Consider the following 24,801-nt stretch of genomic DNA (forward strand, 5'->3'; position numbering starts at 1 on the left):
CATTCATGGAAAAATTTACATTAGAAATATTATTTCAAATTATCGGAATCGGTTCGGCATCAGGATTATTTTATAACAATGATGCACTTTATATTATTGGCGATAACAGCGGATTCTTGTACGAATACAATATGCAGAATCAGCAGTTAAACCAGCATCCTTTAATTGATAATCCAACGCAAAATATTCCGAAAAATCTAAAACCTGATTTTGAATCTTTAACGCATCATAACGATACACTTTATATTTTTGGTTCTGGTTCTACCGAAAACCGAAACAAAATGATTGAGTTTAATATTAAATCAAAAACGGTTTTACAAAAAAATAATTTAGTCGATTTATATGGCGTAATGCAGAATTTCGGTTCTATAAAACCAGAAGATTTCAATCTTGAAGGCGCAATTTTTGACGGCGAAAACTGGTATTTATTCAACCGCGGAAACGGAATTTCAAACAAAAACACCATTTTTACAATTCATGCGAAAAGTCTTGGAGATGAATTTGCTTTGGTTGCGACCAATTATAAACTACCAAAAATAAAAGGTGTTCGTTCCAGTTTTACCGATGCTATTTTAGTGGAAGACAAAATCTATTTTCTTTCAACTGCCGAAGACACAAAATCAACTTATGACGATGGAGAAATCCTTGGAAGTTTTATTGGCCGAATCGATCTGAAAACCATGAAAATCGATTTTACTCAAAAAATAACTTCATCTAATAAATTTGAAGGTTTGACTTTCTATAAAAAAGAAAACAACAAAATTGAGTTTTTACTTTGTGAGGATAATGATACGGAACTTTTAGAGACTAAGATTTTTAAATTGACTTTGCCGATTAAATAAGCTTTGAGAATCTTTGTGAAAATCTTTGTGCAGCTTTGAGTTATAATTTTACCGCAAAGATTCGCAAAGAAAATACGCAAAGACACACAAAGTGTTTCGATTTCAATAGCCATAAAATAAAAACACCTTTCAAAGACATATTTACCTATTAATGAAACAACTTTACAAAACCATAATTATTTTATTCTTTATAAGCCTTAAAAGCTACTCTCAAGCAGAAGAAGCTATAATTTATTTTAAAGACGGAGATTCTATTGAAGGCTTTGCTGCTTTAAAATTCAATAAAATAAAATTTAAAGTTTCACAAGACGACAAACCTGATACATGGGACGAAGAATACGTTAAAAAAATTACGCTCTTTGATTCTGGCACAACAAGAACTTTTGAATATGTAAAATTAAATTCTTTAGATAAACCAAAATTGGTAGAGATAATCACTAAAGGAGAAGCAACTTTATATAAAAAATTTGGATCCGATTTTAGTCTTACTGATCAGATTTATAATCCGCACGATGCGCGGCCTGCTGCTTACAATCCTCAAACAAATTCATATTCTCAACTTAGTGAAGCTGCTGAATTTTATTATATCAAAAAACCAAAAGACAAATATCCAACTTGTTTAAATTGTGGAGTTCTTAATGCCTGGAGAAAAAACACTTCCAAATTTTTCTCTGACTGTGATTTTATCGTTAAAAAATTAAAAGGCAACAAATGGGTTTTTGGAGATATAAAAGAAATTGTAGAATTTTATAATGATATTTGTTTAGGAGAATAGATTTTTTCCTTCGAATAAAAATATTTTGTTTTTGAATACATGCCTTTTAAAACAAATTATAATAATACATAGAGACACAAAGTATTTCGATTCCAATAGTACCGTAGAGGCGCACAGCAGTGCGTCTCCGCAAAGAATGTAAAAAAAAGATGCCAAGATTGCGAATTTACGAGACGTTAGACGCACTGCTGTGCGTCTCTACCATAAAAACCTTTGTAACTATGAACCTTTGAACCTGAAAAAAAAACTTTTTTTCATACCCGTCCCAACCTTTTTATCTTTTTCGCTCTCTTTATAATTAAAGACCAATATTGTGATAAACGAAACGCTAATTTCTAACTGCAAAAAAATGAACCGCGATGCGCAGCGTCAGGTTTATGAGCACATGGCTCCAAAATTGTATCGCGTTTGCAAACGATACCTCAAGAAGGAAGAAGAAATCGAAGAAGCTCTGGCCGACGCTTTCTATACCATATTTACAAAACTAGATCAGCTTAAGGAAGAAAAAGCCTTTGAAGCCTGGGCCAGAAAAATTGCCGTTAATTACTGTTTGGCTTCCATCAAGAAAAACACAAATTTCAACATGTACCTTGATGATGTAAAAATGCTTGCACAGCCATTTACAGAAGAAATGAACTCATTAGAAGAAGAAGACTTACTTAATTTATTAAACCATATTCCAGATGGCTGTAAAACTGTTTTTAACCTTTTTGTTATAGAAGGTTTCGGACATAAAGAAATTGCAGCAATGCTTAACATTTCTGAAGGTACTTCAAAATCACAATTGAATGCCGCGAAAACCAAGCTAAAGGAATTAGTAAATAAATTGTATTATCAAAAAGCAAAATAGTCATGGACAATCAAGATAAAATATTCAACAGATTTAAGGAAGCTGCAGATAATGCAGAACCCAAAGATTTTCCGGGAATGGAAAAAGTCTGGTCACGCCTTGAAGACAAACTCGACAGAAAAGAAGATAAAAAAAGCATTGCACTTTGGAAAAAAATCGCTGTCGCAGCTTCACTTCTCTTAGTAATCTCTTTGGGATATCAATTTTTAAAAACAGACAAAACAGCTATTATTCAAACAACGAATAAAGTTGTGGTTAATGAAACTGAAAAAGAAACAATTAACAATTCAGCTTTAGAGAAAAACAAAGCCGTAGTTGCTGCAGATTCTCAATTAGTTTCAAAAGAAGAAGCTGCTAAAATTCTGGAAAAACAAATTCAGCAACAGCAAAAAGTTGCGATACATGAAGTTATAGTTTCTCCAAATATAGATGCAATGTCAATGCCAATTGCTGACGAAGCTCCAGCACCAGTTGTTGCAGAATCGTCATCCTATGAAGAAGATGCCGAAGTTTCAAAAGCTAAAGACAAAATAGATGTAGGTTCTGGATATTCACGAAAATCAGAAAAAGAAACTTTTAAAGCCTCTTCTGCAGAAATGCAATCTCCACGAGCTAAAAAAAGTGCGCCTTTGGTAATCTTAAATGGAAATGCAATGGCTCACAGCGACGAGGTTAAAAAAGACAAAATGATGCAGGCCGAAATCACAAATCTAGAGCCTGAGAATGTTGAATCATTAGTTGTATTAGACGAACCTTTATATATTATTGATGGAATCTACTATTCTGAAAATGATTTATTTGGAAATAATCCAACGAGCCCTTATGCGCCTTTAGATAAACAAGACATTAAAACAATAACCATTTTACAGGATCTTGAAGCCACATCAAAATATGGCGAAAAAGGAAGAAAAGGAGTTGTTATTATTACTACTAAAACAGGAAAACCAGCTTTAAAGAAATAGCCCAAACTCACAAAATCTTAGTCAAAGTTTTAAACTTTGACTAAGAAAAAAATCCGAACATTAATTTAAAACTTACTATCATGAAAAGTCTAAAACTTATTTCATCAGCCATTGCTATGCTTATATGTTTCGTGTCAATGGCGCAGGAAAGAACTATTACAGGAATTGTTACAGATGCAAGTTCGATTGCACTTCCGGGGGTTAATGTCTACATTCAAGGGACAAAAACATATGTTGCTACGGATTTTGATGGAAAATACAGCATTCAAGCTCAAAAAGGCAATGTTCTTGTTTTTTCTTATATCGGACTGAAGAGTGAAACCATTATTGTACAAGATTCAAATGTTATAAATGTTGTATTAAAAGACGATTCTACGCAGCTGCAGGAAGTTGTTACAGTGGCTTACGGAATTTCAAGAACTAAAAGGAAAGCCGCAAAACAATCAAAAAGCCAATATACGCCAGCTCCAAGTGCCACGGAATCTGTTTCTCCGAAAAATGAGCCGATTTACATTGTTGACGGAGTTGCAATAAAAGCCGATCAAATGGCAAAAATTAATCCGAATGATATTGATGATGTAAAAGTTTTAAAAGAGGAATCGGCTACTTCAATTTACGGAAATAAAGCTATAAACGGTGCAGTAGTTATTGTAACGAAAGACGGACTTTACAAAAATCTTTCGGAACAAGAATTAGACAAGAAATTAAATATTATCAGAACAAATCCTGTTCAGCCAACTCAGGAAGATTACAATGCTTTTGTAGAAAATGCCTTTGAAAGTCCAAAAACGGCTCCTCTTTCTACTTTTTCCATAGATGTTGATAATGCTTCTTATACCAATATCAGACGTTTTTTAAATAGCGGACAAAAAGTTCCAAAAGATGCGGTGCGTGTAGAAGAAATGGTGAACTTTTTTAAATACAATTATCCGCAGCCAAAAAATGAACATCCGTTTTCTATTAATACAGAAGTAAGCGATTCGCCTTGGAACTCACAAAATAAAATCCTTAAAATTGGTTTACAGGGAAAAAACATTCCAATTGAAGATTTACCTTCTTCAAATCTTGTTTTCTTAATTGACGTTTCGGATTCAATGGATGACATGAATAAACTGCCTTTGCTAAAACAATCTATGAAAATATTGGTAAATGAATTACGACCAAATGACAAAGTAGCAATTGTGGTTTATGCGGGAGCAGCAGGAATGGTTTTGCCTCCAACTTTTGGAAACGAGAAAAAAACAATAATTAAAGCGCTGGATAAATTAGAAGCCGGAGGAAGTACAGCCGGAGGTGCAGGAATCGAACTCGCCTATAAGATTGCCACAGAAAATTTCATTAAAAGCGGAAACAATCGTGTAATTCTAGCTACTGATGGCGATTTTAATGTAGGAAGTTCTTCTAATTCTGATATGGAACAATTGATCGAAGAAAAAAGAAAAACAGGCGTTTTCTTAACTTGTCTAGGTTACGGAATGGGAAATTACAAAGACAGCAAAATGGAAATCCTTGCGGATAAAGGAAACGGAAATTATGCCTATATCGATAATATTCAGGAAGCAAATCGTTTTCTTGGAAAAGAATTTAAAGGTTCGATGTTTGCGATTGCAAAAGATGTAAAAATCCAGATCGAATTCAATCCAAAACAAGTTCAGGCGTATCGATTAATTGGTTATGAAAATAGAAAACTTCGTCCGGAAGATTTTAAAAATGATGCGATCGATGCCGGAGAATTAGGAAGTAATCATACCGTTACGGCTTTGTATGAAATTATTCCGGCTGGTATAAAAAGCGATTATTTAAATGTTCAGCCGGATGATTTAAAATACACTCAAACCGAAACAAGTTCAAACAATTACAGCGGTGAACTAGCCACAATAAAATTCCGTTACAAAAAACCTGACGGCGATAAAAGTATTGAAATGGTTCAGATAATCAACAACAAATCGGTTAGTTTAGACAGAGCGAGTGATGATTTTAAATTTAGTACAGCCGTGGCTTGGTTTGGATTAAAACTAAGAGATTCAAAATTAATTACTGATAAATCATCTGAAGCTATTGCGGAATTAGCACAACAAGGAATGTCATTTGACAAAGGAGGTTACAAAGCCGAATTTATTCGTCTTATTGAAACTTCTGAAGAATATAATTAATAAATATTTCTTTACATTTGGTTTTTAATCGAATCATTAATTTTATAAACGTATGAATCCAATTTTAAGCCAAAATCTATTTTTAGTTAAAGAACATATCGGAATGTTTAAAGCTGCTAACAACTACGACATTTACGACCCGGAAACGAATCAAATAATTATGAACTGCCGAGAAAATAATCTTGGTTTCTTTACTAAAGTATTTCGTTTTACAGATTATAAAAGAGCGACACCTTTTAATGTTGAAATCACAACTGCTTCGGGCGAAAAATTAATTTCGGTAAAAAGAGGAATTGCAATTTTCAGATCTACTGTTGAAGTTTTTGACGAAAAAGACAGATTAATTGGAACCTTCAAACAGAAATTTTTCTCATTTGGAGGAAGATTTGAAATCTTAGATAAAAATGACAAACCTGCTGCAACGTTACAAGGAAAATGGACAGGATGGGATTTTAAGTTTTCTCACGAAAATAAACAGCTTGCACAAGTAAGCAAGAAATGGGCTGGATTAGGAAAAGAGTTTTTTACAAGTGCAGATAATTATGTACTTCAAATTGAAGAAACTGTACCATCAGATAGTCCGCTTAGACAATTAATTCTTGCTGCCGTTATGTGTATCGACATGGTTTTGAAAGAATAACAAAGTTGTTAAACTTAGATTAAGAAAACACCTAAAAGCATCATTTTAGTTGGCAAAAGTTTTATTTTTGTTAGACTTAAAATGATGCTTTTTGCATTTCTAAATACAAATCATGACAGACTTAAAAAATAAAAATGCGCTTATTACAGGCGCTGGTAAAGGAATTGGAAAAGCGATTGCCATTGCTTTGGCAAAAGAAGGCGTAAATGTAATTCTTGTTGCGAGAACTCAAGCCGATGTGGATCAATTAGCCACTGAAGTAAATCAATTTGGCGTTAAATCTTTAGCTTTATCTGCGGATGTTTCTGACATCAATTCTGTAAATGCTGCCGTTGAAAAAGCTTTAGCCGAATTTAAAACTATTGATATCCTGATTAATAATGCCGGAATTGGTGCTTTTGGAAAATTTCTGGAATTAGAACCTGCTGACTGGGAAAGAATTATTCAGGTAAATTTAATGGGAACATATTATACAACCCGCGCTGTTATTCCTCAAATGATCGAAAGACAAACGGGTGATATCATCAATATTTCTTCAACCGCAGGATTAAACGGAAATGCTGTTACAAGTGCGTACAGTGCCTCAAAATTTGCTGTTATGGGTTTAACGGATTCTTTAATGCAGGAAATGAGAAAACATAATATTCGAGTTACTGCTTTGACGCCAAGCACAGTCGCAACAGATTTAGCAATTGACTTAAAATTAACGGATGGAAATCCAGAAAAAGTAATGCAGTCTGAAGATGTTGCTGAACTGATTATTGCACAGCTTAAATTAAACCGCAGAGTTTTTATTAAAAACAGCAGTATTTGGTCTACTAATCCTTAAAAAATAAATTCCAAATTTTAAATTCCAAATTCCAACTCTTAATGTAATTGGAATTTGGAGTTTAAAAAAATTGGAATTTCAAAACTAAAATGATGGAACAATATTTAAGACAATTAATTGCGATAGAATTTCAGGATAAAAAAGAAATTTTTACCGGATTTCTTATTGATTATTCTGATGACTGGATTTTACTTCGAAATAATCCGGTTGATTATATTTTGGATGGCTTTGTTATTTTGAAAAATAAAAATATCGAAGCAATTCACAGGGATGAAGATCTCGCTTTTACCGAAAAAGTTATTCGTCTAAAAGGAATAAACATTAATACAGAAGATATTATTCCGATTCAGGATCTGAATGCTATTGTAAATTTTCTGGACAGAAAGTATACTATTTTTCAGATTGCTAAAAAATCTTCAAAAGCTGTTTATTTAGGCAAATTGATTTCTCTTACAGCAGATGAACTATTAATTGATTTCCTTGAAACAAAAGGTAAATTTGGTGGTGAATTAGCTTTTAATCCTGAAAAAATCAGAGTTATTGAATTTGATACGGATTATATTAATTCTTTGAAATTGGTGATTCCTGAGAATCAGAAGTAGTTACAAATAGAAAAAGCCTCTTAAAAAGAGGCTTTTTTATTTTCTGTCATTGCGAGGAACGAAGCAATCACACGCTGCATATCTCTTGTGCTTTTGTTAGTGCGGTTGCTTCGTTCCTCGCAATGACAATACTTTGGGTATATGTATGCACGCGATAACTTTGTCAAAGTTTAAAACTTTGACAAAGTTCAACTATACATTTTTAAGCTTCCGCTAATTTATTTACAAACTCCAAACGAACACTTCCATCTTCATCAATTTTTGTCAAATTGATTTCGTGCAAAGTATTAATCAATTCAGGATTCCATGGCGTTTTTACTTTTACGTAGTTTTCAGTAAAACCGTGAATGTAACCTTCTTTATTTTCGCTTTCGAATAAAACTGTTCTGTTTGTTCCTATTTGACTTTCGTAGAAAGCACGACGTTTTTTAACAGATAATCCGCGCAACATTTTGCTTCGTTTTGCTCTTACATTTGCAGGAACAACTCCCGGCATATCTGCAGCTTCTGTATTGTCTCTTTCAGAATACGTGAAAACGTGCAGATAAGAAATATCCATTTCGTTTAAGAAATGATAGGTTTCTAAGAAATGTTCGTCTGTTTCTCCAGGAAAACCAACAATTACATCGACACCAATACAAGCGTGCGACATAACTTCACGAATTTTATTTACACGATCTGTATAGACTTCACGCAAATAACGACGTTTCATTAATTTTAAAATATCGTTGCTTCCTGATTGCAGCGGAATATGGAAATGCGGTACAAAAGTTCGGCTTTTTGAAACGAAATCTATGGTTTCATTTTTCAATAAATTCGGTTCAATAGATGAAATACGAAGACGTTCGATTCCTTCAACTTCATCTAAAGCTTTCACCAAATCAAGAAAAGTATGTTCGTGTTTTTTATTTCCGAATTCGCCTTTTCCGTAATCTCCAATATTAACTCCGGTTAAAACAATTTCACGGATATTTTGAGCCGAAATTTCTTTGGCATTTTTTAAGACATTTTCTAAAGCGTCACTCCTTGAAATCCCGCGCGCTAAAGGGATTGTACAATATGTACATTTATAATCGCAGCCGTCCTGAACTTTCAAAAAGGCACGTGTACGATCGCCAATGGAGTAACTTCCCACATAAAAATCAGCTTCGGCAATTTCGCAGGAATGAACTTCACCCATATCGTTTTTGCTCAAATCATGAATATAATCTGTGATTTTAAATTTTTCTGTAGCTCCCAAAACTAAATCAACGCCATCAACAGCTGCTAATTCTTCTGGTTTTAATTGTGCATAACATCCAACTGCTGCGACAAAAGCTTTATCATTAAGTTTCATTGCCTTTTTTACAACCTGCTTAAACTGCTTATCTGCATTTTCTGTTACAGAACAGGTATTGATAACATATATATCTGCAATTTCTTCAAAATCGACACGATCAAAACCTTCATCATTAAAGTTTCTGGCAATCGTAGAGGTTTCTGAGAAATTCAATTTGCAGCCAAGCGTATAAAAAGCAACTTTTTTTCTATTTTCCATAGGAATGCACTACATTTATAGTAGTAAGATATTATATTTACATCTCTATTAAAGAGTTTGCAAATTTACATACAATATTCTTGAAAATAAAATCAATAATATACTATATATCAATATTTTGCAGAAAGCATGAATTTTAAAACGCATTAAAAAACCAAATAATAAATCATTTATTTCTTAAATTTTGTATTTTAGGAGATGCTAAATTTTAATTCAATAGGAATTAAATGACAAAATTATCGATTAAGTGCAAATTTTATCGATTAAATACATTTTTTTGTCTTTTAAATTAAAATTTTCTTACATTTAACTTTGTTTAGAAAATTTCAGTTTTATATTGAGTTTTTATAGATTTTAAACTTTAATATTAATATAATAACAATTCATATAAAACAATTTTGTTTTTCAATCGTTATGTTGTTGTTTTGTTATTAAAAAACGAATGGGAACGCCGAAAACCATAAAGAGTAGGCAAAAATTAAAAATTAAAAACTCCACTATGAAAGCATTTTTACCCACGATCTGCTTGATGTTCTTGACCATTTTTAGTTCGCAAGCGCAAACTAATGCCCCAGCTGCAAATGCAAACCCATTTCCATCTATTAGTACTTTAACAAATTGGGCGAGTTTAAACTCTCAATCACAATTTGATATTGCAATTCGTGCGGTTGGATTTAAATTTGAAGTAAAGGAGCCAAGTACAGAATCTACAGCTTACACTTATATTCGTAAAGTAACTGTAAATGAAGTAAACTATACAGATAGAATTGTTTACAGAATTACTAATAATAATTCAGCAAGTATTATCTCTTTAGTTACTGCTTCTACAGATTTAGTAAGTTTATATACTCCACAATTAGCAACATTCAAAAACAACAATTGTAAAACTGAAATGTCAAAAGACAAAAACACAACTTGCAGCTGTTACGAAAGTGCCGTTTATGCAATTGATCTTTGCGACGAGCGTGTAAAACTTACAATGGGTGACGGAAATAAATATTTTGTTTCTGTAGCTAAAAAATAATTGCAAGAAATTACGTTTTCCAAATCTTTGCAGACTTTTATAGTTTTCAAAGATTTGGAGGAACGATTTCTTAAAACACAATTCCTTATAAGTTTGGACTTTTGAGTTCGTACCAAACTTCTATTTCTCCTTCATATTCGAAAGAATTTACAAAATGGAAACCTAGTTTTTCTAAAATCTTTCTGGAATTTTCATTTCCCGCATCCGCGAAAGCGTAAAGTTTTTCTACTTTCATTTCGTTAAAAGCATAATCAATAAAAGCTTTTCCAGCTTCAGATGCATATCCTTTTCCCCAATGTTTTTCGATAAAACGATATCCTAACTCGTAAAAGTTTTTATGCTTATTGATTTCGTCCGTAATATATTTTATTCCCGACCAGCCAATAAATTCATTGGTTTCTTTTAAAACCACAGCCCAACGGCCTGTTCCAAAATCTTTGTATTGTTTTTGAACAAATTTGATATAATCAATACTTTCTTCAATATGTTTTACGGGATTATTCCCTAAAAACAAATGCACATTCGGATTCGAATCCAATTCGAACATTCCTTCAGCATCAGAAAATTCTAATTCCCGTAATATCAAACGTTCTGTTTCGATTGGATTTTTCATCTCAAAAATTAATTTAAAATATATTTCTGTACGACTTCGGCAACGCCGTCATTGTTATTTGAAGATACAATTAAATTTGCTTTATCGCGCAATTCTGGCGTTACATTATCAACCCAAACACCTAAACCGGCATATTCGATCATCGTTAAGTCATTTCCCGCGTTTCCAACAGCGATAATTTCACTTTGATGAATTCCAAGTCTATCTGCTAATTGTTTTAAACTTGTCGCTTTATCAATTCCGTTTTGTGCTGCTTCAAGGAAAAAAGGTTTAGACATTGAAACGCTCAAATGTGGCATTGCAACTAATAAATCTTTTTCGACTTCTTTTAAATAAGCAGGATTTTCAAGTAAAATACATTTTACAGCAGGTCTGTCAACATAATCTTTAAAACTCGAAACTTTACGGTGCGCCATTCCGGTAATATCTTTTTCGATTTCGATATATTCAGAATCGGTTTCGCTTATAATTTCGTCATCTAAATACGTAATGATGTGCGTTTTCATTTTTACACTATAATCGTATAAAGCGTGGATTTGTTCTACAGTAAGTTTCTGCTCAAATAAAACAAGATCATCTTTCACCTGGCTGATAATAGCTCCGTTAAAAGAAATCATATAAGAATCATTTAAATCTAATTCCAGCTCTTTAGCATAAGCAATCATTGCCGATGTTGGCCTTCCCGAAGCCAAAACAACATAAACACCTTTTGCCTGTGCTTCTAATAAAACTTTTTTATTTAAATCAGAAATTTTGTGGTCGTCTGTCAACAAGGTATCATCCATGTCGAGAACTAACATTTTATATTGCATGTTTTTTTAGTTTGCAGTTTTCAGTCTCAGTTTTCAGTTCTTACTGAGACTGAAAACTTCTTAAATACTCATTCTAAACTCTTCAATAACCGGATTTGCTTTTGCAAAATCTGTTTCCTGAATGAAAACCTCAACGGCCAAATCTGTACCGCCAAAACCTCCTAAACGAGCTGATTGAATATTATCTTTTTTTACAGTTTCTACACCGGCTTCTTCTAATCTTTCCTGCAAAGCAATTGCTAATACTTCACTTCCCGAAAACACCTTCATTAATCCCATGACATTTTATTTTATTAATTATTAATCTATTCTAGTATTGTTTTTAATTGATTTTGAAAATCTTTATTTTCATTTATTCCAATATGTTCCTGATTTTTTAATGGATAAAAAACAGCATTTGATTTCAAAAGCTGTTTTAACCGAACTGAATTCTCAAAAGGAATTAATTGGTCTGCCGTTCCATGAAAAATATAAATTGGAGCTTTTATCTGCGGAAGATATACATTGGTTTCTAAACTAAACTTTTTCATAAAGTCCGGAAACATTGGCACTCGTTTACTTGACAATTCTAAAAAATTATAATACGGCGCCTGCAACAGTAAAGCTTTTGGTTTATTTTCGAAAGCTAATTTAGCCGCAAATCCAGAACCTATCGAATATCCGGCAATTATGATTTTATTTTCGGGATATCTTTTCGTCATTGACTGATACACAATTGAAATATCTTTTGACAATTGTTCTTCATTTTCGATTTCACCTTCGCTTTTCCCGAAACTTCTATAATCTAAAATAAAGATATCGTATCCTAATGAAGTATAAATTTTTGCAATTTTACCCCAAGTTTCAAGTGTTCCGGCATTTCCATGAAGATAAAAAACGAGTCCTTTAGAATTCTCGGTCTTAAATAATAATCCGTTAAGAATAGTTCCGTCAAAGGATTTGATATTTATCTCTTCGAATTTTTGCTGATAATCAAACTTATAATCCTTTGGTAATCTTGAACTATGAAAAACCAATTCAACCTGATTGAAATAAACATACGAAATTATCAAAACATAAATAATCAGAAAAAAGCACAAAAGTACGATTGATAAGAATTTGAGTGTTTTGAATATTTCCATATTTATTAGTTAGTTTTCAGTCTCAGTCGCAGTTTTCAGTGAAGCTTGTAAACTGTGACTGAAAACTTCGACTGAGACTGAAAATTACGACTTTTTACTCTTCCTCGATATCGTCTTCTTCTTCATCCAATTCCTCCTCGCTTTCTTCATCCATATCAAATAAATAAGGCTCCAGTAACATTTTATCTGCCAAAATTTCGATACGTTCTGTCAAAGTTTCAGCAAAAATTAAACGCTGCGTTTTGGCAATACTGTTAGAAATACGCATGATTTTAGTTTCATGGCGCAATTTCAAAATAGGATCTGCATCATCAAGGATAAACATTTTCAAACGGTTTACATTATAACCCGCCGTCGAAAACATATCGCTCAATTTGTTTGGTGTTCCAATTAAAACATCAATTCCCGTAGAAACGTAATTTTTGTCATAATCCATATCGCCTTTGTCATGAACACCATACACTTCGAGATTCGTATATTTTCCGTATTTCTCAAAAAGCTCTTCCATTTCAAGCACTTTTGCTTTGTCTTCAACAATAATCAAAGCGCGTGGCGATTCTTCCGTTTTACCAGCCAATTGCTGAATCACATTCAAAACAATTGTGGTTGTTTTTCCGCTTTTCTCCGGAGAAATAACAATACAATCCGCACCACTTTTTATGGTCGAAAAAGTTTCCAGCTGCAAAACATTTGCTTCTGTTAAACCGTTTTCAATTAAAGCGTCTTGTAATTTCTCGTTTATTTTTTTTAGTTTCATTTTTTTTATGCTTTAAGCTGTAAGCCTTAGGCTTTAAGCTAAATATATATTTTTAAAAGCTTAAAGCCTAAAGCTTAAAGCCTACAGCGCGAAGCACCATCTATTTGCTTGCGAACATTTTTACGTCGCCTTCAGAGATTTCATTTCCTCCTAAAATGATTAATCTTTCGACAACATTTCGAAGTTCACGAATATTTCCTGTCCAATCGTATTCTTGTAATAATTGTATGGCTTGCGCCGAAAACACCTTAACCACATTTCCTTGCTCTGATGCAATTTTCTCTGCAAAATGCCTTATCAAAGCCGGAATATCGTCACGTCTTTCATTCAATGGCGGAACTTTAATTAAAATTACAGCCAAACGATGGTATAAATCTTCACGGAAACGGCCTTCAGCAATTTCTGTTTTTAAATCTTTATTTGTTGCGGCAACCACACGAACATCAACTTTAATGTCTTTTTCGGCACCAACTCTGGTAATCATACTTTCCTGAAGCGCACGTAAAACTTTGGCTTGCGCCGAAAGACTCATATCTCCAATTTCATCTAAGAAAATAGTTCCTTTATCAGCCGCTTCAAACTTTCCGGCACGATCCTTAACTGCCGATGTAAAAGCACCTTTTACGTGTCCGAATAATTCACTTTCGATCAATTCACTCGGAATAGCCGCGCAGTTTACTTCAATTAAAGGAAAATTAGCACGTTCGCTTTTTTCATGTAATTGATGTGCTACTAATTCTTTTCCGGTTCCGTTTGGCCCCGTAATTAAAACCCTGGCTTCGGTTTGAGCAACTTTATCAATCATAACTTTAATATGATTAATAGATTCGCTGTCGCCAATCATTTCGTAATTTTTGCTGACTTTTTTCTTTAAGATTTTATTCTCAACAACTAATTGTTTTTTGTCTAAAGCATTACGAACGGTATTCAATAATCGGTTTAAATCTGGTGGTTTTGAGATATAATCAAAAGCGCCTAAACGCATGGTATGAATCGCGGTTTCCATATCGCCATGACCTGAAATCATAACCATCGGAATTTCCGGTTTTATTTTTTTTACTTCTTCTAAAACCTCAACACCGTCCAATTTTGGCATTTTGATATCGCACAAAACCAAATCGTAATCGTTGTTTTTTATTTTTTCAAGACCCGCGGCTCCATCTTCAGCTTCATCAACCTGATAGGTATCATTTTCTTCTGATAATATTTTTACCAAAACTCTTCTAATCGCTGCTTCGTCTTCGATAATTAGTATTTTACTCATTCTTTTTTAAGATACTAAGATGCTAAGATACTAAGGTTCTGAGTTTTTTTAGCTAAAATCTTAGCGTCTCAGAAACTTAGAAACTTAGAATCTCTAAGTTAATATTTTAGCCATTTATACAATTCCTTCCACGTTGGTTTTTTGCCGTACATTAAAATACCTACTCGGTAAATTTTTGCGGCGAACCAAACGACAAGGAAAAAGGTAGCAAACAATAATGATACCGAAATTGCAATTTGCCACCACGGCACGCCAAACGGAATACGCATTAGCATAACTATTGGCGACGTAAGCGGAATCATTGAAAATACAACTGCAACAGTTCCATGCGGGTCGTTTACAACCGTAAAAAATCCGATGTAGACGCTTAGAATTAACGGCATTAATATTGGCAGTAAAAATTGCTGAGAATCGGTTTGATTATCAACTGCTGCTCCAATTGCGGCATAAAACGAACTGTATAGAAAATAACCTCCAATAAAATAAATTACAAACCCAATTATGATACTTGCAATTGGCAGGTTCCATAATTCGGTAATATACATTTGTGCTGTTCCTGAAAATTCATGTTGTGCGGATTGCATTAATTCCGGCGAAATTCTGGCTGTTGGTCCAACGTTTACTCCAAAAAATGTTGATGCCGCAAACATTAATCCCAAACCAATAATCGCCCAAATCATAAATTGTAAAATTCCTGCTAGAGAAGTTCCAACGATTTTACCAATCATTAATTGAAATGGTTTTACAGATGAAATAATGATTTCGATAATACGGTTTGTCTTTTCTTCGATTACACTTCGCATTACCATATTTCCGTAAATGATAATGAACATCATAATCAAATAACCGAATGCACCGCCTATTGCAATTTTTATTTCATTTAAACCTTTTAAACTTTCTTCTCCCGAAGCTTTAACCAAATGAATATTAACCTCTGATTGTGCTTTTTGAATTGCCAGAGTATCTAGTTTGGCTTCTTCGAGATTTAGTTTGGTGATTTTTGTTCCGATGATTTTCTGCGTGCTTTCTATAAAAGAAATACTCGGACTATTATTTGAAATAAATTCAATTTTACTTTCTAAATCTTTTGTTTTATTTGTTTTTGGAATGACAATTAATCCGCTGAAATTTTCTTTTGTAATACTGTCTTTTAAAGCTTTTACATCAATTTCAGATAAATTCAGATATTTGAATTCGGCACCTTTTTTATTTTCTTTTAAAAAGTCGGCAGCAAAAAGTCCAGTTTCATCATGAATAGCAATACGTTTTGTTTCGGCTTTCATTGTGCTCAAATAACCGATAAAAACGGCTATCACAACAAATAAAAGCGGACTCAAAAAAGTCATGACAACAAAAGATTTATTGCGGACTTTGGCAATAAATTCTCTTTTTATAATCAACGAAATGATGCTCATAAATATTTTAAATTTTCAAATTCCAAATTCCAATTTTGAACACTCTTAAATTGGAATTTGGAATTTCTTTTTTGGAATTTTATTTTGTATTTTCAGTAACTGTTTGAATAAAAATATCGTGTACACTTGGAATTTTTTCTACGAAATGTGTTACTTGTCCGCGTTGTGTCAGGATATGTAATAATTCATTTGGCGTTGCATTTCCTATTTGAATATTTAATTTTAAATCGTCGTTTAAGGATTTAAAATTTGCAGGCGAAACAGTAAACTTTTGTGTAATATCGTACATCAAGCCTTCAACGTTGTTTGTCAGGATTCCAACTTCAAAACTGTTGGTTTTAAACTGGCGTTTTACATCGCCCACTTTTCCTTCAATCAGTTTATTTGATTTGTGAATTAATGCAATATGGTCGCAAAGTTCTTCGACACTTTCCATTCTGTGTGTGGAGAAAATAATAGTTGCTCCCTCCTCTTTTAATGCCAAAATTTCATCCTTTATAACATTGGCATTTACGGGATCAAAACCTGAGAAAGGCTCATCAAAAATTAACAATTTTGGTTTGTGCAAAACACAAACTACAAACTGAATTTTTTGTGCCATTCCTTTAGAAAGTTCCTGAATTTTTTTATTCCACCAGCCCTGAATTCCTAAACGGTCAAACCAGTAATCCAATTGCTTTTTGGCTTCAGCTTTAGAAAGTCCTTTCATTTGTGCGAGATACAAACATTGTTCCCCCACTTTCATCGAGCTGTACAATCCTCTTTCTTCCGGAAGATAACCAATTGTCTGCACGTGTTTTGGGTGCAGTCTTTCTCCATCTAAAATTACTTCGCCACTGTCTGGCATTGTAATTTGATTGATGATTCTGATTAGGGAAGTTTTTCCAGCTCCATTAGGACCTAAAAGTCCATATATACTGCCTTTTGGGACATTTAATGAAACTTCGTTAAGCGCTACATAATCGCCATATTGTTTTACGACTTTATGTACTTCGAGTAAGTTGCTCATTTTGTTTTTTTGGATTTTCTTGCGCTGGCTTTTGTTATTTTTACCAACAGTCTGTAAAAGTAAATAATTACTAGCGAATCTGCATAATAATACGCAAAAAACCCATTCTATTTATGTTTAGAATGGGTTTTGAATTTATTTAAACATTTTAGAAAAGTTTAGATTATGAGAACATATCTTTTACTTTTTCAAAAAATGATTTTTCTGATTTCTCTGGACTTGGCGCAAAATGCTCATCGTTTAAAGCATTTTCAAAGAATTGTTTTTGTTCTTTGTTTAATGTTTTTGGTGTCCAAACATTTACGTGAACCAATAAATCTCCGCTTCCGTAACCGTTTAAACTTGGAATTCCTTTTCCTTTTAATCTTAAGATTTTTCCAGATTGAATTCCTTCTTCCAGTTTAATACGAACTTTTCCGTTGATGGCTTCGATATCTTTTGAAACCCCTAAAACTGCTTCAGGGAAACTGATGTATAAATCAAAATGAATGTTTTCACCTTCACGTTTTAAGAATTCGTGTTCTACTTCTTCAATGGCAACAATTAAATCTCCCGGAATACTATTTCCCGGTGCATCGTTTCCTTTGTTTGAAACTTTCAACTGCATTCCGTCAGTAACACCTGCCGGGATTTTGATTGATACAGTTTCATCTTCCTGAACCATTCCTTGTGCATCTGCCTCAGAAGGTCTTTTATCTAAAATTTGACCAGAACCACCACAAGTAGGACAAGTTGATGCAGATTGCATTCTTCCTAAAATGGTATTGGTTACACGCATCACCTGACCTTGACCGTTACAAGTTGTACAAGTTTTATACGTTACACCTTTTGCCTGAACTTTACGTTTTACTTTTACTTTTTTCTCAACACCATTTGCAATTTCTTCTAAAGTAAGTTTTACTTTAATTCGAAGATTGCTTCCTTTAGCACGGCGAGGGCCTCCGCCTCCGCCTCCGAAACCGCCAAATCCTCCTCCAAAAATGTCACCAAACTGGCTGAAAATGTCATCCATATTCATACCGCCATGACCACCGCCAAATCCGCCAGAACCATCAAATGCCTGATGTCCGTATTGATCGTATTTTGCTTTTTTGTTAGGATCGCTTAAAACTTCATAAGCTTCAGCTGCTAATTTAAAGTTTTCTTCTGCCTCTTTGTCGCCCGGGTTTTTATCAGGGTGGTATTTAAGCGCACTTTTTCTATATGCTTTTTTTATTTCGGCAGCGTCAGCATTTTTTGAAATGCCTAGTATTTCGTAAAAATCTTTTTTCATAGTTAGGTTTAAATTACAAATCCAAAAAGTTCAAAATCCAATTTAAAACTGGCCTCTGAGACTTCTGTTTGCATTTTTTAGTTTCCGATTACTACTTTAGGGAAACGAATAATTTTGTCTCCTAATTTGTATCCTTTTTCAATAACATCAACAATTTTCCCTTTTAATTTTTCAGACGGAGCTGGAATTTGGGTAATTGCCTCAGCAAAATCAGCATTAAAAGCATCACCTGCTCTTACTTCAACTTGCTCTAAACCTTTAGAAACTAAAGTACTTTTAAGCTTTTCATGAATCAACTCAACACCTTTTTTCAAATTTTCATCTTCAGATTTGTTGATCTCTACAGTCGCTCTGTCAAAATCATCTAAAACAGGAAGCATTGCTAACAAAACTTCTTGATTTGCAGTTTTAAACAAATCGATGCGCTCTTTTGAAGTTCTTTTTTTGTAATTTTCAAATTCGGCAAATAATCTCAAAAACTTATCTTTTTCCTTTGCCAAGTCTTGAGCTAATTGCTCTTCAACACTTAATTCTTCAACAATTAACTGCTCACCGTTGGCATTGTTCTCTAACGTTACATCGTCTAATTCCTGATCGAATTCTGTATTTTCAGTAGTCATATTACTTTTATTTTTAAAAATATTCTTAAACTTCATTTTTATTTCTTTCTGTTGGATTGCAAAAGTACTGCCAAATCTTCTAAAATGTCAAATTGTCACTTTATTAAATATGAGTGTTTTAAAAAGCGAAAATAGGCAATAAAAATTTATTATAATTTTAAGACTATTACGATTTAGTTTGTCGTATCTTTGGTATCCAAATTGGGAACATAAATTATTACCTATCAAAATTGAATTTAAGGGTTGGCTTCGGCCTCATAAATAATTATTAATTCAAGTTTACCTTATATTAAAAAAAGCTTCGCCTTACAGAGACGAAGCTTTTTTTTATGCTTTTTTATCTTTAAAAAAAATAACGCAAAGAACGCTAAGTTTTTTTTATTCTTAAGCTTTTTAAAAAAGGCAAAGTTCGCAAAGCTTTATATTGATTTAGCTTTGCGAACTTTATATTTTTAAAGTATTCTTGGTAAAAACCTTTGCGTTCTTTGCGGTAAAAAAATCCTTTGCGATAAAAAACATTGCACGGGCGGAGGGATTCGAACCCCCATCAACGGTTTTGGAGACCGCTATTCTACCCTTGAACTACGCCCGTAACTTGTAACTTAAGGTCCGCAAATTAAAAGTTTTTTTTCTTTACCAGCAACTATTTCACGAAGAGATTTAAAAAGAAAATCCTTTAAATTTGAACAATCTGAGGCAAAAACCTTCATTCCAAATAGTTAAGCTAACAAAGCATTTTTTAATCCTTCGAAATCTACTAAAACCTGTTCGCCTGTCACTAAATTCTTTAAAGCGTAAGAATCTGATGCAATTTCCTGATCGCCTGCAATTACTGCAAATGGAATAAAGCGTTTATCTGCATATTGAAATTGTTTTCCAACTTTTACATTATCTGGATACAATTCTACTTTTATATTTTCCTGTCTTAATTTCTGAATAGCTTTTGAAGCGTACAAAGCTTCTTTATCTCCATAATTGATAAATATTGCTTTTGAAGTCGCTGCAACAGTTTCCGGGAATAATTGTAATTCTTCTAAAACTAAATAAATTCTATCTAATCCAAAAGAGATTCCGACACCGCTCATATTTTTTAAACCAAAAATACCAGTCAAATCGTCGTATCTTCCGCCACCGCCAATAGAACCCATTGAAACCGTTTTTGGAGCTCCAACTTCAAAAATAGCTCCGGTATAATAATTTAATCCGCGTGCCAAAGTCACATCAAGATCTAAAATTGCGCTTGACAATCCTAAAACTGCAACATTGTCACAAATAAATTTTAATTCTTCAACACCTTTCATTCCTTCTTCTGATGAAGCTAATAATTCTGAAAGCTGCTTGATTTTATCTGCAAAAGTTCCGGTGAAGCTAAAAAGCGGCTGTACTTTTACCAACGCTGTTTCAGAAATACCTTTTTCGATCATTTCTTTCTTTACGCCATCTTCTCCAATTTTATCTAATTTATCAAGAGCAACTGTAAAATCAATTAATTTATCTGAAGCTCCGATAACTTCCGCAATTCCAGATAATATTTTTCTGTTATTGATTTTGATCGTTACACCTTCTAAACCTAAAGAGGTAAAAACGGTATCGTATAACTGAACCAATTCTACTTCCTGCCAAAGTGATGTTGAACCCACGACATCGGCATCACATTGATAGAATTCTCTGTAGCGTCCTCTTTGTGGTCTGTCAGCTCTCCAAACTGGCTGAATTTGATATCTTTTAAAAGGAAATTCAATTTCATTTTGGTGCTGTACAACGTATCTTGCAAACGGAACTGTTAAGTCGTAACGTAATGCTTTTTCTGAAATTCTTCCTGTAAATTTATTCAGTTCAATTCTTTGACTTAAATCTATTGTTTCGGCAGAATTAACTTGCAGCGATTCTATAGATTCCGGTAATTCAATTTTATTTTTATTGAAGAAAAAGTTACCTGAATTCAGAATTTTAAAAATCAAACGATCTCCTTCTTCTCCATATTTTCCCATCAAAGTATCTGAGTTTTCAAACGAAGGAGTTTCTATTGGCTGAAAACCAAACTTTTCAAAATTAGTTTTTATTGTCTGAATAATATATTGACGTTTTGACACCTCGGCAGGCGAAAAATCTCTTGTCCCTTGTGGAATACTTGGTTTTGAAGCCATCTTTTTTATTTTAGATTTCTGATTTTAGATTTTAGATTTACTGTGAAATCTAAAAACCTAAAATTCTTTGATATTATTTTCTTTTAATTTTAATCGACTGCAAATATCTTACTTTTTAAAATAAATAATAGCGGTTCGAAAACAAACTTGTAACAAAAACCGTATTTTCGTGACAAATTGGTCATGATGCTAAAATTATTTAAAGAAAATATCCGAATTGCTTTTGGTTCTATCAAAACTCAATTACTGCGAACCATTCTTACTGTTTTAATTATTGCTATCGGAATTACCGCTTTGGTTGGAATTTTAACTGTTGTAACAGCACTTGAAAATACGGTTTCGACCAATTTTGCTTCGATGGGAGCGAATACTTTTAACATCAATCAATATGAAAATACAGTTCGTAACCGCGGCGGAAATGAACGAGAAGTTATAAATCCTATTATTTCTTACCCTGAAGCGGTTGCTTTTAAAAATAAATACAAATATCCTTTTACTGAAACTTCTCTTTCCTTTACGGCAACATCAAAAGCCGAAGTAAAATATTTAGATACTAAAACAGATCCTGAAATTACGGTTGTAGGGGTTGACGAACATTTTATTTCAAACTCAGGTTTAGAAACTACTTTAGGTCGTTCTTTTAATCAATTTGATATTGATAACAATACCTATTCCTGCGTTGTAGGTTCTGATTTTGAAAAAGGTTTATTAAAAGATGTGAACCCAATTGATAAAGTAATTTCGATTCGCGGTGCACGCTTTAAAGTTATTGGCGTTTTAAAAGAAAAAGGTTCGACATTTGGAAACAGTCAGGATTTACGCGTTTTAATTCCTATTCAGGTGGCACGTTCTTTATTTACTGCACCTAACATTAATTATACTGTCAGTGTGATGGTTTCTAAAAAAGAACTTCTGGATGAAGCCGTTGATAATGCAACAAGTACAATGCGAAGAGTTCGAAAACTAAGTCCTGTTCGTGATAATAATTTTGGCATTGGTCGAAGTGATGATTTAATCAACAGAATTTTAGGAATTACAAAATACTTAGGCTGGGCATCGTGGATTATTTCTGTTATAACCATTTTAGGTTCATCAATCGCTTTAATGAATATTATGATTGTTTCGGTTACAGAACGTACTCGCGAAATTGGTGTTCGAAAAGCTTTGGGTGCAACAAAAGTGACAATTTCTGTTCAGTTTTTTATTGAAACTTTATTAATTGGACAAATTGGCGGTTTGGTCGGAATTGTGTTAGGAATTCTAATAGGTTTCGCTTTTGCAGCCGCAATGAGTTTTGCTTTCGTGATTCCGTGGATGGCAATTTTTGCTGCTTTTGGAACCAGTTTTATGGTCGCAATTGTTTCTGGTTTATATCCTGCAATTAAAGCTTCACAATTAGATCCTATTGAGGCTTTGCGATATGAGTAATCTTCACGTTTCCTGCAAGGTTTCCAAAACCTTGTAGGTTTAAAATTTATTAACGATGAAAATACAATACCTACAAGGTTTTGGAAACCTTGCAGGACTCTGAAATAGTTTTCATAAGTTTTCTTTTTTCAACTCCTATTATATCAAATTCAAAATAATCCTCGAACTCAATTATTTCATGAGGCTGCTCATTTAGAATTCTATCTACTGTCTCACCATCAAATGTTACAGTTTCAGCAAATAGATCATCTACAATTAAAATACAATTGTCGTGCAAATAAAAAAAAGGGAAATCTAAGGAGTAATCAATTACATTTCTTTTCAACCTTTTATTTTTCAAATCAATTATTCCCCATTGATAAATAAATCTGAAGAAAATTAGATTTACATTTTTGAAATAAACAAAGCTAAATCGTCTAATTTCAAATTATTTTCATTGAGAAAAAATTTTGCATTAATGTTATATTCTGGTATTTCTTCAAACTCAAAATCAACATAGCAAATCTTTAAATCTGAAGAATTGTCAGAAGGAATTTCGATATCAAATCTTTCAGATATTTGATGTGTATTAAAATTCCTAATTTGTAATTTCATTAGCTATAGAATAAAAATACCTACAAGGTTTTGGAAACCTTGCAGGAAATCATGCGGTCGTTATCGTAGATATCTTTTCTAAGATCGATATTTATAAAATCCATTTTACCTAATAAATCAATCATTTCTTTTCCTAAATATTGATTGATTTCAAAGTATAATTGCCCATTTTCTAAGAGATTATTATGTGCTAAAGAAGCAATTTTTCTGTAAAAAACCAATGCATCATTATCGTCTACAAATAATGCTAAATGTGGTTCGTAATCGAGAACATTTTTCTTTATTTCTTCTTTTTCAAGATTTCGTACATAAGGCGGGTTTGAAACAATTATATCAAATTGACATTTCAATTCTTCTGTTTCTAAAATATCCTGAAACATAAAAGTAACATCAACCTTGTTTCTGTTGGCATTTCGTTTTGCAGTTTCTATTGCTTTTTTTGAAACATCGATAGCATATACATCTGCATGAGGCAGATTTTTAGCCAGCGAAATGGCAATACATCCGCTTCCGGTGCCTATATCAAGAATTTTTAGTTTTTTGGTCTTATCGAATGGTTTATTTTCGTTGATAATCCATTCGACTAATTCTTCAGTTTCCGGTCTTGGAATCAAAACATTTTCGTTTACTTCAAATTCTAAACCGTAAAAACTGGTTTTACCTAATAAATACTGAATTGGAACTTCTTTTTTTAGCTGTGCTAACAATAGTTCCCAAACAGCAAAATCTGACTCAGAAAAAAATAATTCGTGATTTAAAGCCAAATCTATTTGACGCAGCCTGTGTTTATCTTCTAAAATTAAATAGAAAAAACTTTCTGCTTCGTACGCATCGTACAAAGGAGATAACTCTTTAATAAACTGAGTACGATATTGTTTGATTTTCATTGCGTTTATTGCGTATTATTTTTCAGCCAAAGCTAATTATTCTTCATATAATATTTCACAAAACCAATTCATTACAATTAGTTCTGCAAATCTTTCAACATCCAGACTGGGCAAGAATTGTGCCCGGTACAACCCATTGGTTCATCTAAATATTCAAAACCTGATTTTCTATATAACTTTTGTGCCGCATGCATAAACGGCATTGTTTCTATGTAACATTTTTCAAAACCAAAATTCCTGGCTTCATTTAGGCATTCATCCATCATTTTACTTCCAATTCCTAATCCACGAACTTCTGGTAAAAAATACATTTTTTGCAACTCACAAATTTTAGGATCGCCATTTTCCAACGGCGCAATTCCGGCACAGCCTAAAATTTCGCCTTCACTTTCAACTACAAAATAGACTGATTGCGATTTATTGTATTCTTCAAACATTAAATCTAAATATGGATCTGCATAAGCGGTTCCCACTTTTGGAATTTCCATTTCGTCAAAAACAGATCGTATTAATTTTGCAACTGCCTGATTGTCTTCTTTTTTAATTTTTCTGATAACCCAATTTCTCATTTTATTTTTTCACTTGTATCTACAAAAATAAAAATACTTTTTCGATAGTTTCATAACATTTTGTTTTGTTTCACAACA

General features: G+C 32.9%; 25 protein-coding genes and 1 tRNA gene. 10 read left to right on the forward strand and 16 right to left on the reverse strand.

Annotation, left to right across the window (positions count from 1 at the left end):
• Positions 1 to 5: 5 nt before the first annotated feature.
• From B3C18_RS18135 to B3C18_RS18170, 8 genes are all read left to right on the forward strand, one after another.
• Complete coding sequence (locus B3C18_RS18135; RefSeq protein WP_291149812.1) at positions 6 to 842, forward strand: DUF6929 family protein; 837 nt, start codon at positions 6 to 8, stop codon at positions 840 to 842.
• Positions 843 to 993: 151 nt separating this feature from the next.
• Entirely contained in the window at positions 994 to 1,617 is a 624-nt protein-coding gene (locus B3C18_RS18140) for a hypothetical protein (protein WP_291149813.1), read from the forward strand.
• Between the two features lie 349 nt (positions 1,618 to 1,966).
• A complete protein-coding gene (locus B3C18_RS18145) occupies positions 1,967 to 2,467 on the forward strand; it encodes an RNA polymerase sigma factor (RefSeq protein ID WP_053474076.1) in 501 nt (166 codons plus the stop codon).
• A 2-nt stretch (positions 2,468 to 2,469) separates the two neighbouring features.
• On the forward strand, positions 2,470 to 3,429 hold the full coding sequence (locus B3C18_RS18150) for a hypothetical protein (RefSeq protein WP_291149814.1): 960 nt from the start codon (positions 2,470 to 2,472) through the stop codon (positions 3,427 to 3,429).
• An 80-nt stretch (positions 3,430 to 3,509) separates the two neighbouring features.
• A complete protein-coding gene (locus B3C18_RS18155) occupies positions 3,510 to 5,582 on the forward strand; it encodes a vWA domain-containing protein (RefSeq protein WP_291149816.1) in 2,073 nt (690 codons plus the stop codon).
• A gap of 52 nt (positions 5,583 to 5,634) precedes the next feature.
• On the forward strand, positions 5,635 to 6,222 hold the full coding sequence (locus B3C18_RS18160; RefSeq protein WP_053474033.1) for an LURP-one-related/scramblase family protein: 588 nt from the start codon (positions 5,635 to 5,637) through the stop codon (positions 6,220 to 6,222).
• A 112-nt stretch (positions 6,223 to 6,334) separates the two neighbouring features.
• Positions 6,335 to 7,051 (forward strand): 3-ketoacyl-ACP reductase, encoded by a 717-nt coding sequence (locus B3C18_RS18165; RefSeq protein WP_291149817.1) that lies wholly within the window; start codon positions 6,335 to 6,337, stop codon positions 7,049 to 7,051.
• Between the two features lie 89 nt (positions 7,052 to 7,140).
• Positions 7,141 to 7,653 (forward strand): hypothetical protein, encoded by a 513-nt coding sequence (locus B3C18_RS18170; RefSeq protein WP_349680588.1) that lies wholly within the window; start codon positions 7,141 to 7,143, stop codon positions 7,651 to 7,653.
• Positions 7,654 to 7,855: 202 nt separating this feature from the next.
• Here the strand turns inward: B3C18_RS18170 and mtaB are convergent, their stop codons facing one another.
• Positions 7,856 to 9,190 carry a tRNA (N(6)-L-threonylcarbamoyladenosine(37)-C(2))-methylthiotransferase MtaB gene (gene mtaB / locus B3C18_RS18175; RefSeq protein ID WP_291149820.1) on the reverse strand — a complete coding sequence of 445 codons (1,335 nt, stop codon included), beginning with the start codon at positions 9,188 to 9,190 and terminating at the stop codon, positions 7,856 to 7,858.
• Between the two features lie 499 nt (positions 9,191 to 9,689).
• Between mtaB and B3C18_RS18180 the strand changes: the two genes are divergently transcribed.
• Positions 9,690 to 10,214: a hypothetical protein gene (locus B3C18_RS18180; RefSeq protein ID WP_053474077.1), complete on the forward strand. Its 525-nt coding sequence runs from the start codon at positions 9,690 to 9,692 to the stop codon at positions 10,212 to 10,214.
• 85 nt (positions 10,215 to 10,299) lie between these two features.
• Here B3C18_RS18180 and B3C18_RS18185 read toward each other — a convergent pair whose 3' ends face one another.
• The 12 genes from B3C18_RS18185 to hisS form a co-directional block, all read right to left on the reverse strand.
• Positions 10,300 to 10,827 carry a GNAT family N-acetyltransferase gene (locus B3C18_RS18185; protein WP_291149823.1) on the reverse strand — a complete coding sequence of 176 codons (528 nt, stop codon included), beginning with the start codon at positions 10,825 to 10,827 and terminating at the stop codon, positions 10,300 to 10,302.
• Positions 10,828 to 10,835: 8 nt separating this feature from the next.
• A complete protein-coding gene (locus B3C18_RS18190; RefSeq protein WP_291149824.1) occupies positions 10,836 to 11,639 on the reverse strand; it encodes a Cof-type HAD-IIB family hydrolase in 804 nt (267 codons plus the stop codon).
• A gap of 60 nt (positions 11,640 to 11,699) precedes the next feature.
• Positions 11,700 to 11,918, reverse strand: a complete 219-nt coding sequence (locus tag B3C18_RS18195) for a putative signal transducing protein (protein WP_053474039.1) — start codon at positions 11,916 to 11,918, stop codon at positions 11,700 to 11,702.
• Positions 11,919 to 11,944: 26 nt separating this feature from the next.
• Complete coding sequence (locus B3C18_RS18200) at positions 11,945 to 12,760, reverse strand: alpha/beta hydrolase (protein WP_291149827.1); 816 nt, start codon at positions 12,758 to 12,760, stop codon at positions 11,945 to 11,947.
• A 94-nt stretch (positions 12,761 to 12,854) separates the two neighbouring features.
• Positions 12,855 to 13,517: a DEAD/DEAH box helicase gene (locus tag B3C18_RS18205; protein ID WP_291149828.1), complete on the reverse strand. Its 663-nt coding sequence runs from the start codon at positions 13,515 to 13,517 to the stop codon at positions 12,855 to 12,857.
• A gap of 100 nt (positions 13,518 to 13,617) precedes the next feature.
• The gene (locus tag B3C18_RS18210) at positions 13,618 to 14,781 is read right to left on the reverse strand and encodes a sigma-54-dependent transcriptional regulator (RefSeq protein ID WP_291149831.1); all 1,164 of its coding nucleotides are present in this window, start codon (positions 14,779 to 14,781) and stop codon (positions 13,618 to 13,620) included.
• Between the two features lie 98 nt (positions 14,782 to 14,879).
• Positions 14,880 to 16,196, reverse strand: coding sequence for an ABC transporter permease (locus B3C18_RS18215; RefSeq protein WP_291149833.1), 1,317 nt, complete (start codon positions 16,194 to 16,196; stop codon positions 14,880 to 14,882).
• A gap of 79 nt (positions 16,197 to 16,275) precedes the next feature.
• Entirely contained in the window at positions 16,276 to 17,205 is a 930-nt protein-coding gene (locus tag B3C18_RS18220; RefSeq protein ID WP_291149835.1) for an ABC transporter ATP-binding protein, read from the reverse strand.
• Positions 17,206 to 17,368: 163 nt separating this feature from the next.
• Positions 17,369 to 18,478 (reverse strand): molecular chaperone DnaJ, encoded by a 1,110-nt coding sequence (gene dnaJ / locus B3C18_RS18225; RefSeq protein ID WP_291149838.1) that lies wholly within the window; start codon positions 18,476 to 18,478, stop codon positions 17,369 to 17,371.
• 77 nt (positions 18,479 to 18,555) lie between these two features.
• Positions 18,556 to 19,134 carry a nucleotide exchange factor GrpE gene (locus B3C18_RS18230; RefSeq protein ID WP_291149839.1) on the reverse strand — a complete coding sequence of 193 codons (579 nt, stop codon included), beginning with the start codon at positions 19,132 to 19,134 and terminating at the stop codon, positions 18,556 to 18,558.
• A gap of 485 nt (positions 19,135 to 19,619) precedes the next feature.
• Positions 19,620 to 19,690: transfer RNA gene (locus B3C18_RS18235), tRNA-Trp, on the reverse strand.
• A 127-nt stretch (positions 19,691 to 19,817) separates the two neighbouring features.
• The gene (hisS, locus tag B3C18_RS18240) at positions 19,818 to 21,245 is read right to left on the reverse strand and encodes a histidine--tRNA ligase (RefSeq protein WP_291149842.1); all 1,428 of its coding nucleotides are present in this window, start codon (positions 21,243 to 21,245) and stop codon (positions 19,818 to 19,820) included.
• A 183-nt stretch (positions 21,246 to 21,428) separates the two neighbouring features.
• Here hisS and B3C18_RS18245 point away from each other — a divergent pair, with 183 nt between their 5' ends.
• On the forward strand, positions 21,429 to 22,673 hold the full coding sequence (locus B3C18_RS18245) for an ABC transporter permease (RefSeq protein WP_291149846.1): 1,245 nt from the start codon (positions 21,429 to 21,431) through the stop codon (positions 22,671 to 22,673).
• Positions 22,674 to 23,057: 384 nt separating this feature from the next.
• On the opposite strand, the gene B3C18_RS18250 is transcribed toward B3C18_RS18245, so the two are convergent.
• The 3 genes from B3C18_RS18250 to B3C18_RS18260 all read right to left on the reverse strand — a co-directional run bounded on the left by B3C18_RS18250 (position 23,058) and on the right by B3C18_RS18260 (position 24,723).
• Positions 23,058 to 23,267, reverse strand: a complete 210-nt coding sequence (locus B3C18_RS18250; RefSeq protein WP_291149850.1) for a hypothetical protein — start codon at positions 23,265 to 23,267, stop codon at positions 23,058 to 23,060.
• A 20-nt stretch (positions 23,268 to 23,287) separates the two neighbouring features.
• Complete coding sequence (prmC, locus tag B3C18_RS18255; RefSeq protein ID WP_291149854.1) at positions 23,288 to 24,154, reverse strand: peptide chain release factor N(5)-glutamine methyltransferase; 867 nt, start codon at positions 24,152 to 24,154, stop codon at positions 23,288 to 23,290.
• A 77-nt stretch (positions 24,155 to 24,231) separates the two neighbouring features.
• Entirely contained in the window at positions 24,232 to 24,723 is a 492-nt protein-coding gene (locus B3C18_RS18260) for a GNAT family N-acetyltransferase (protein ID WP_291149858.1), read from the reverse strand.
• Positions 24,724 to 24,801: the final 78 nt, after the last annotated feature.

Source organism: Flavobacterium sp. UBA7680 (assembly GCF_002482975.1).
Classification (GTDB): domain Bacteria; phylum Bacteroidota; class Bacteroidia; order Flavobacteriales; family Flavobacteriaceae; genus Flavobacterium.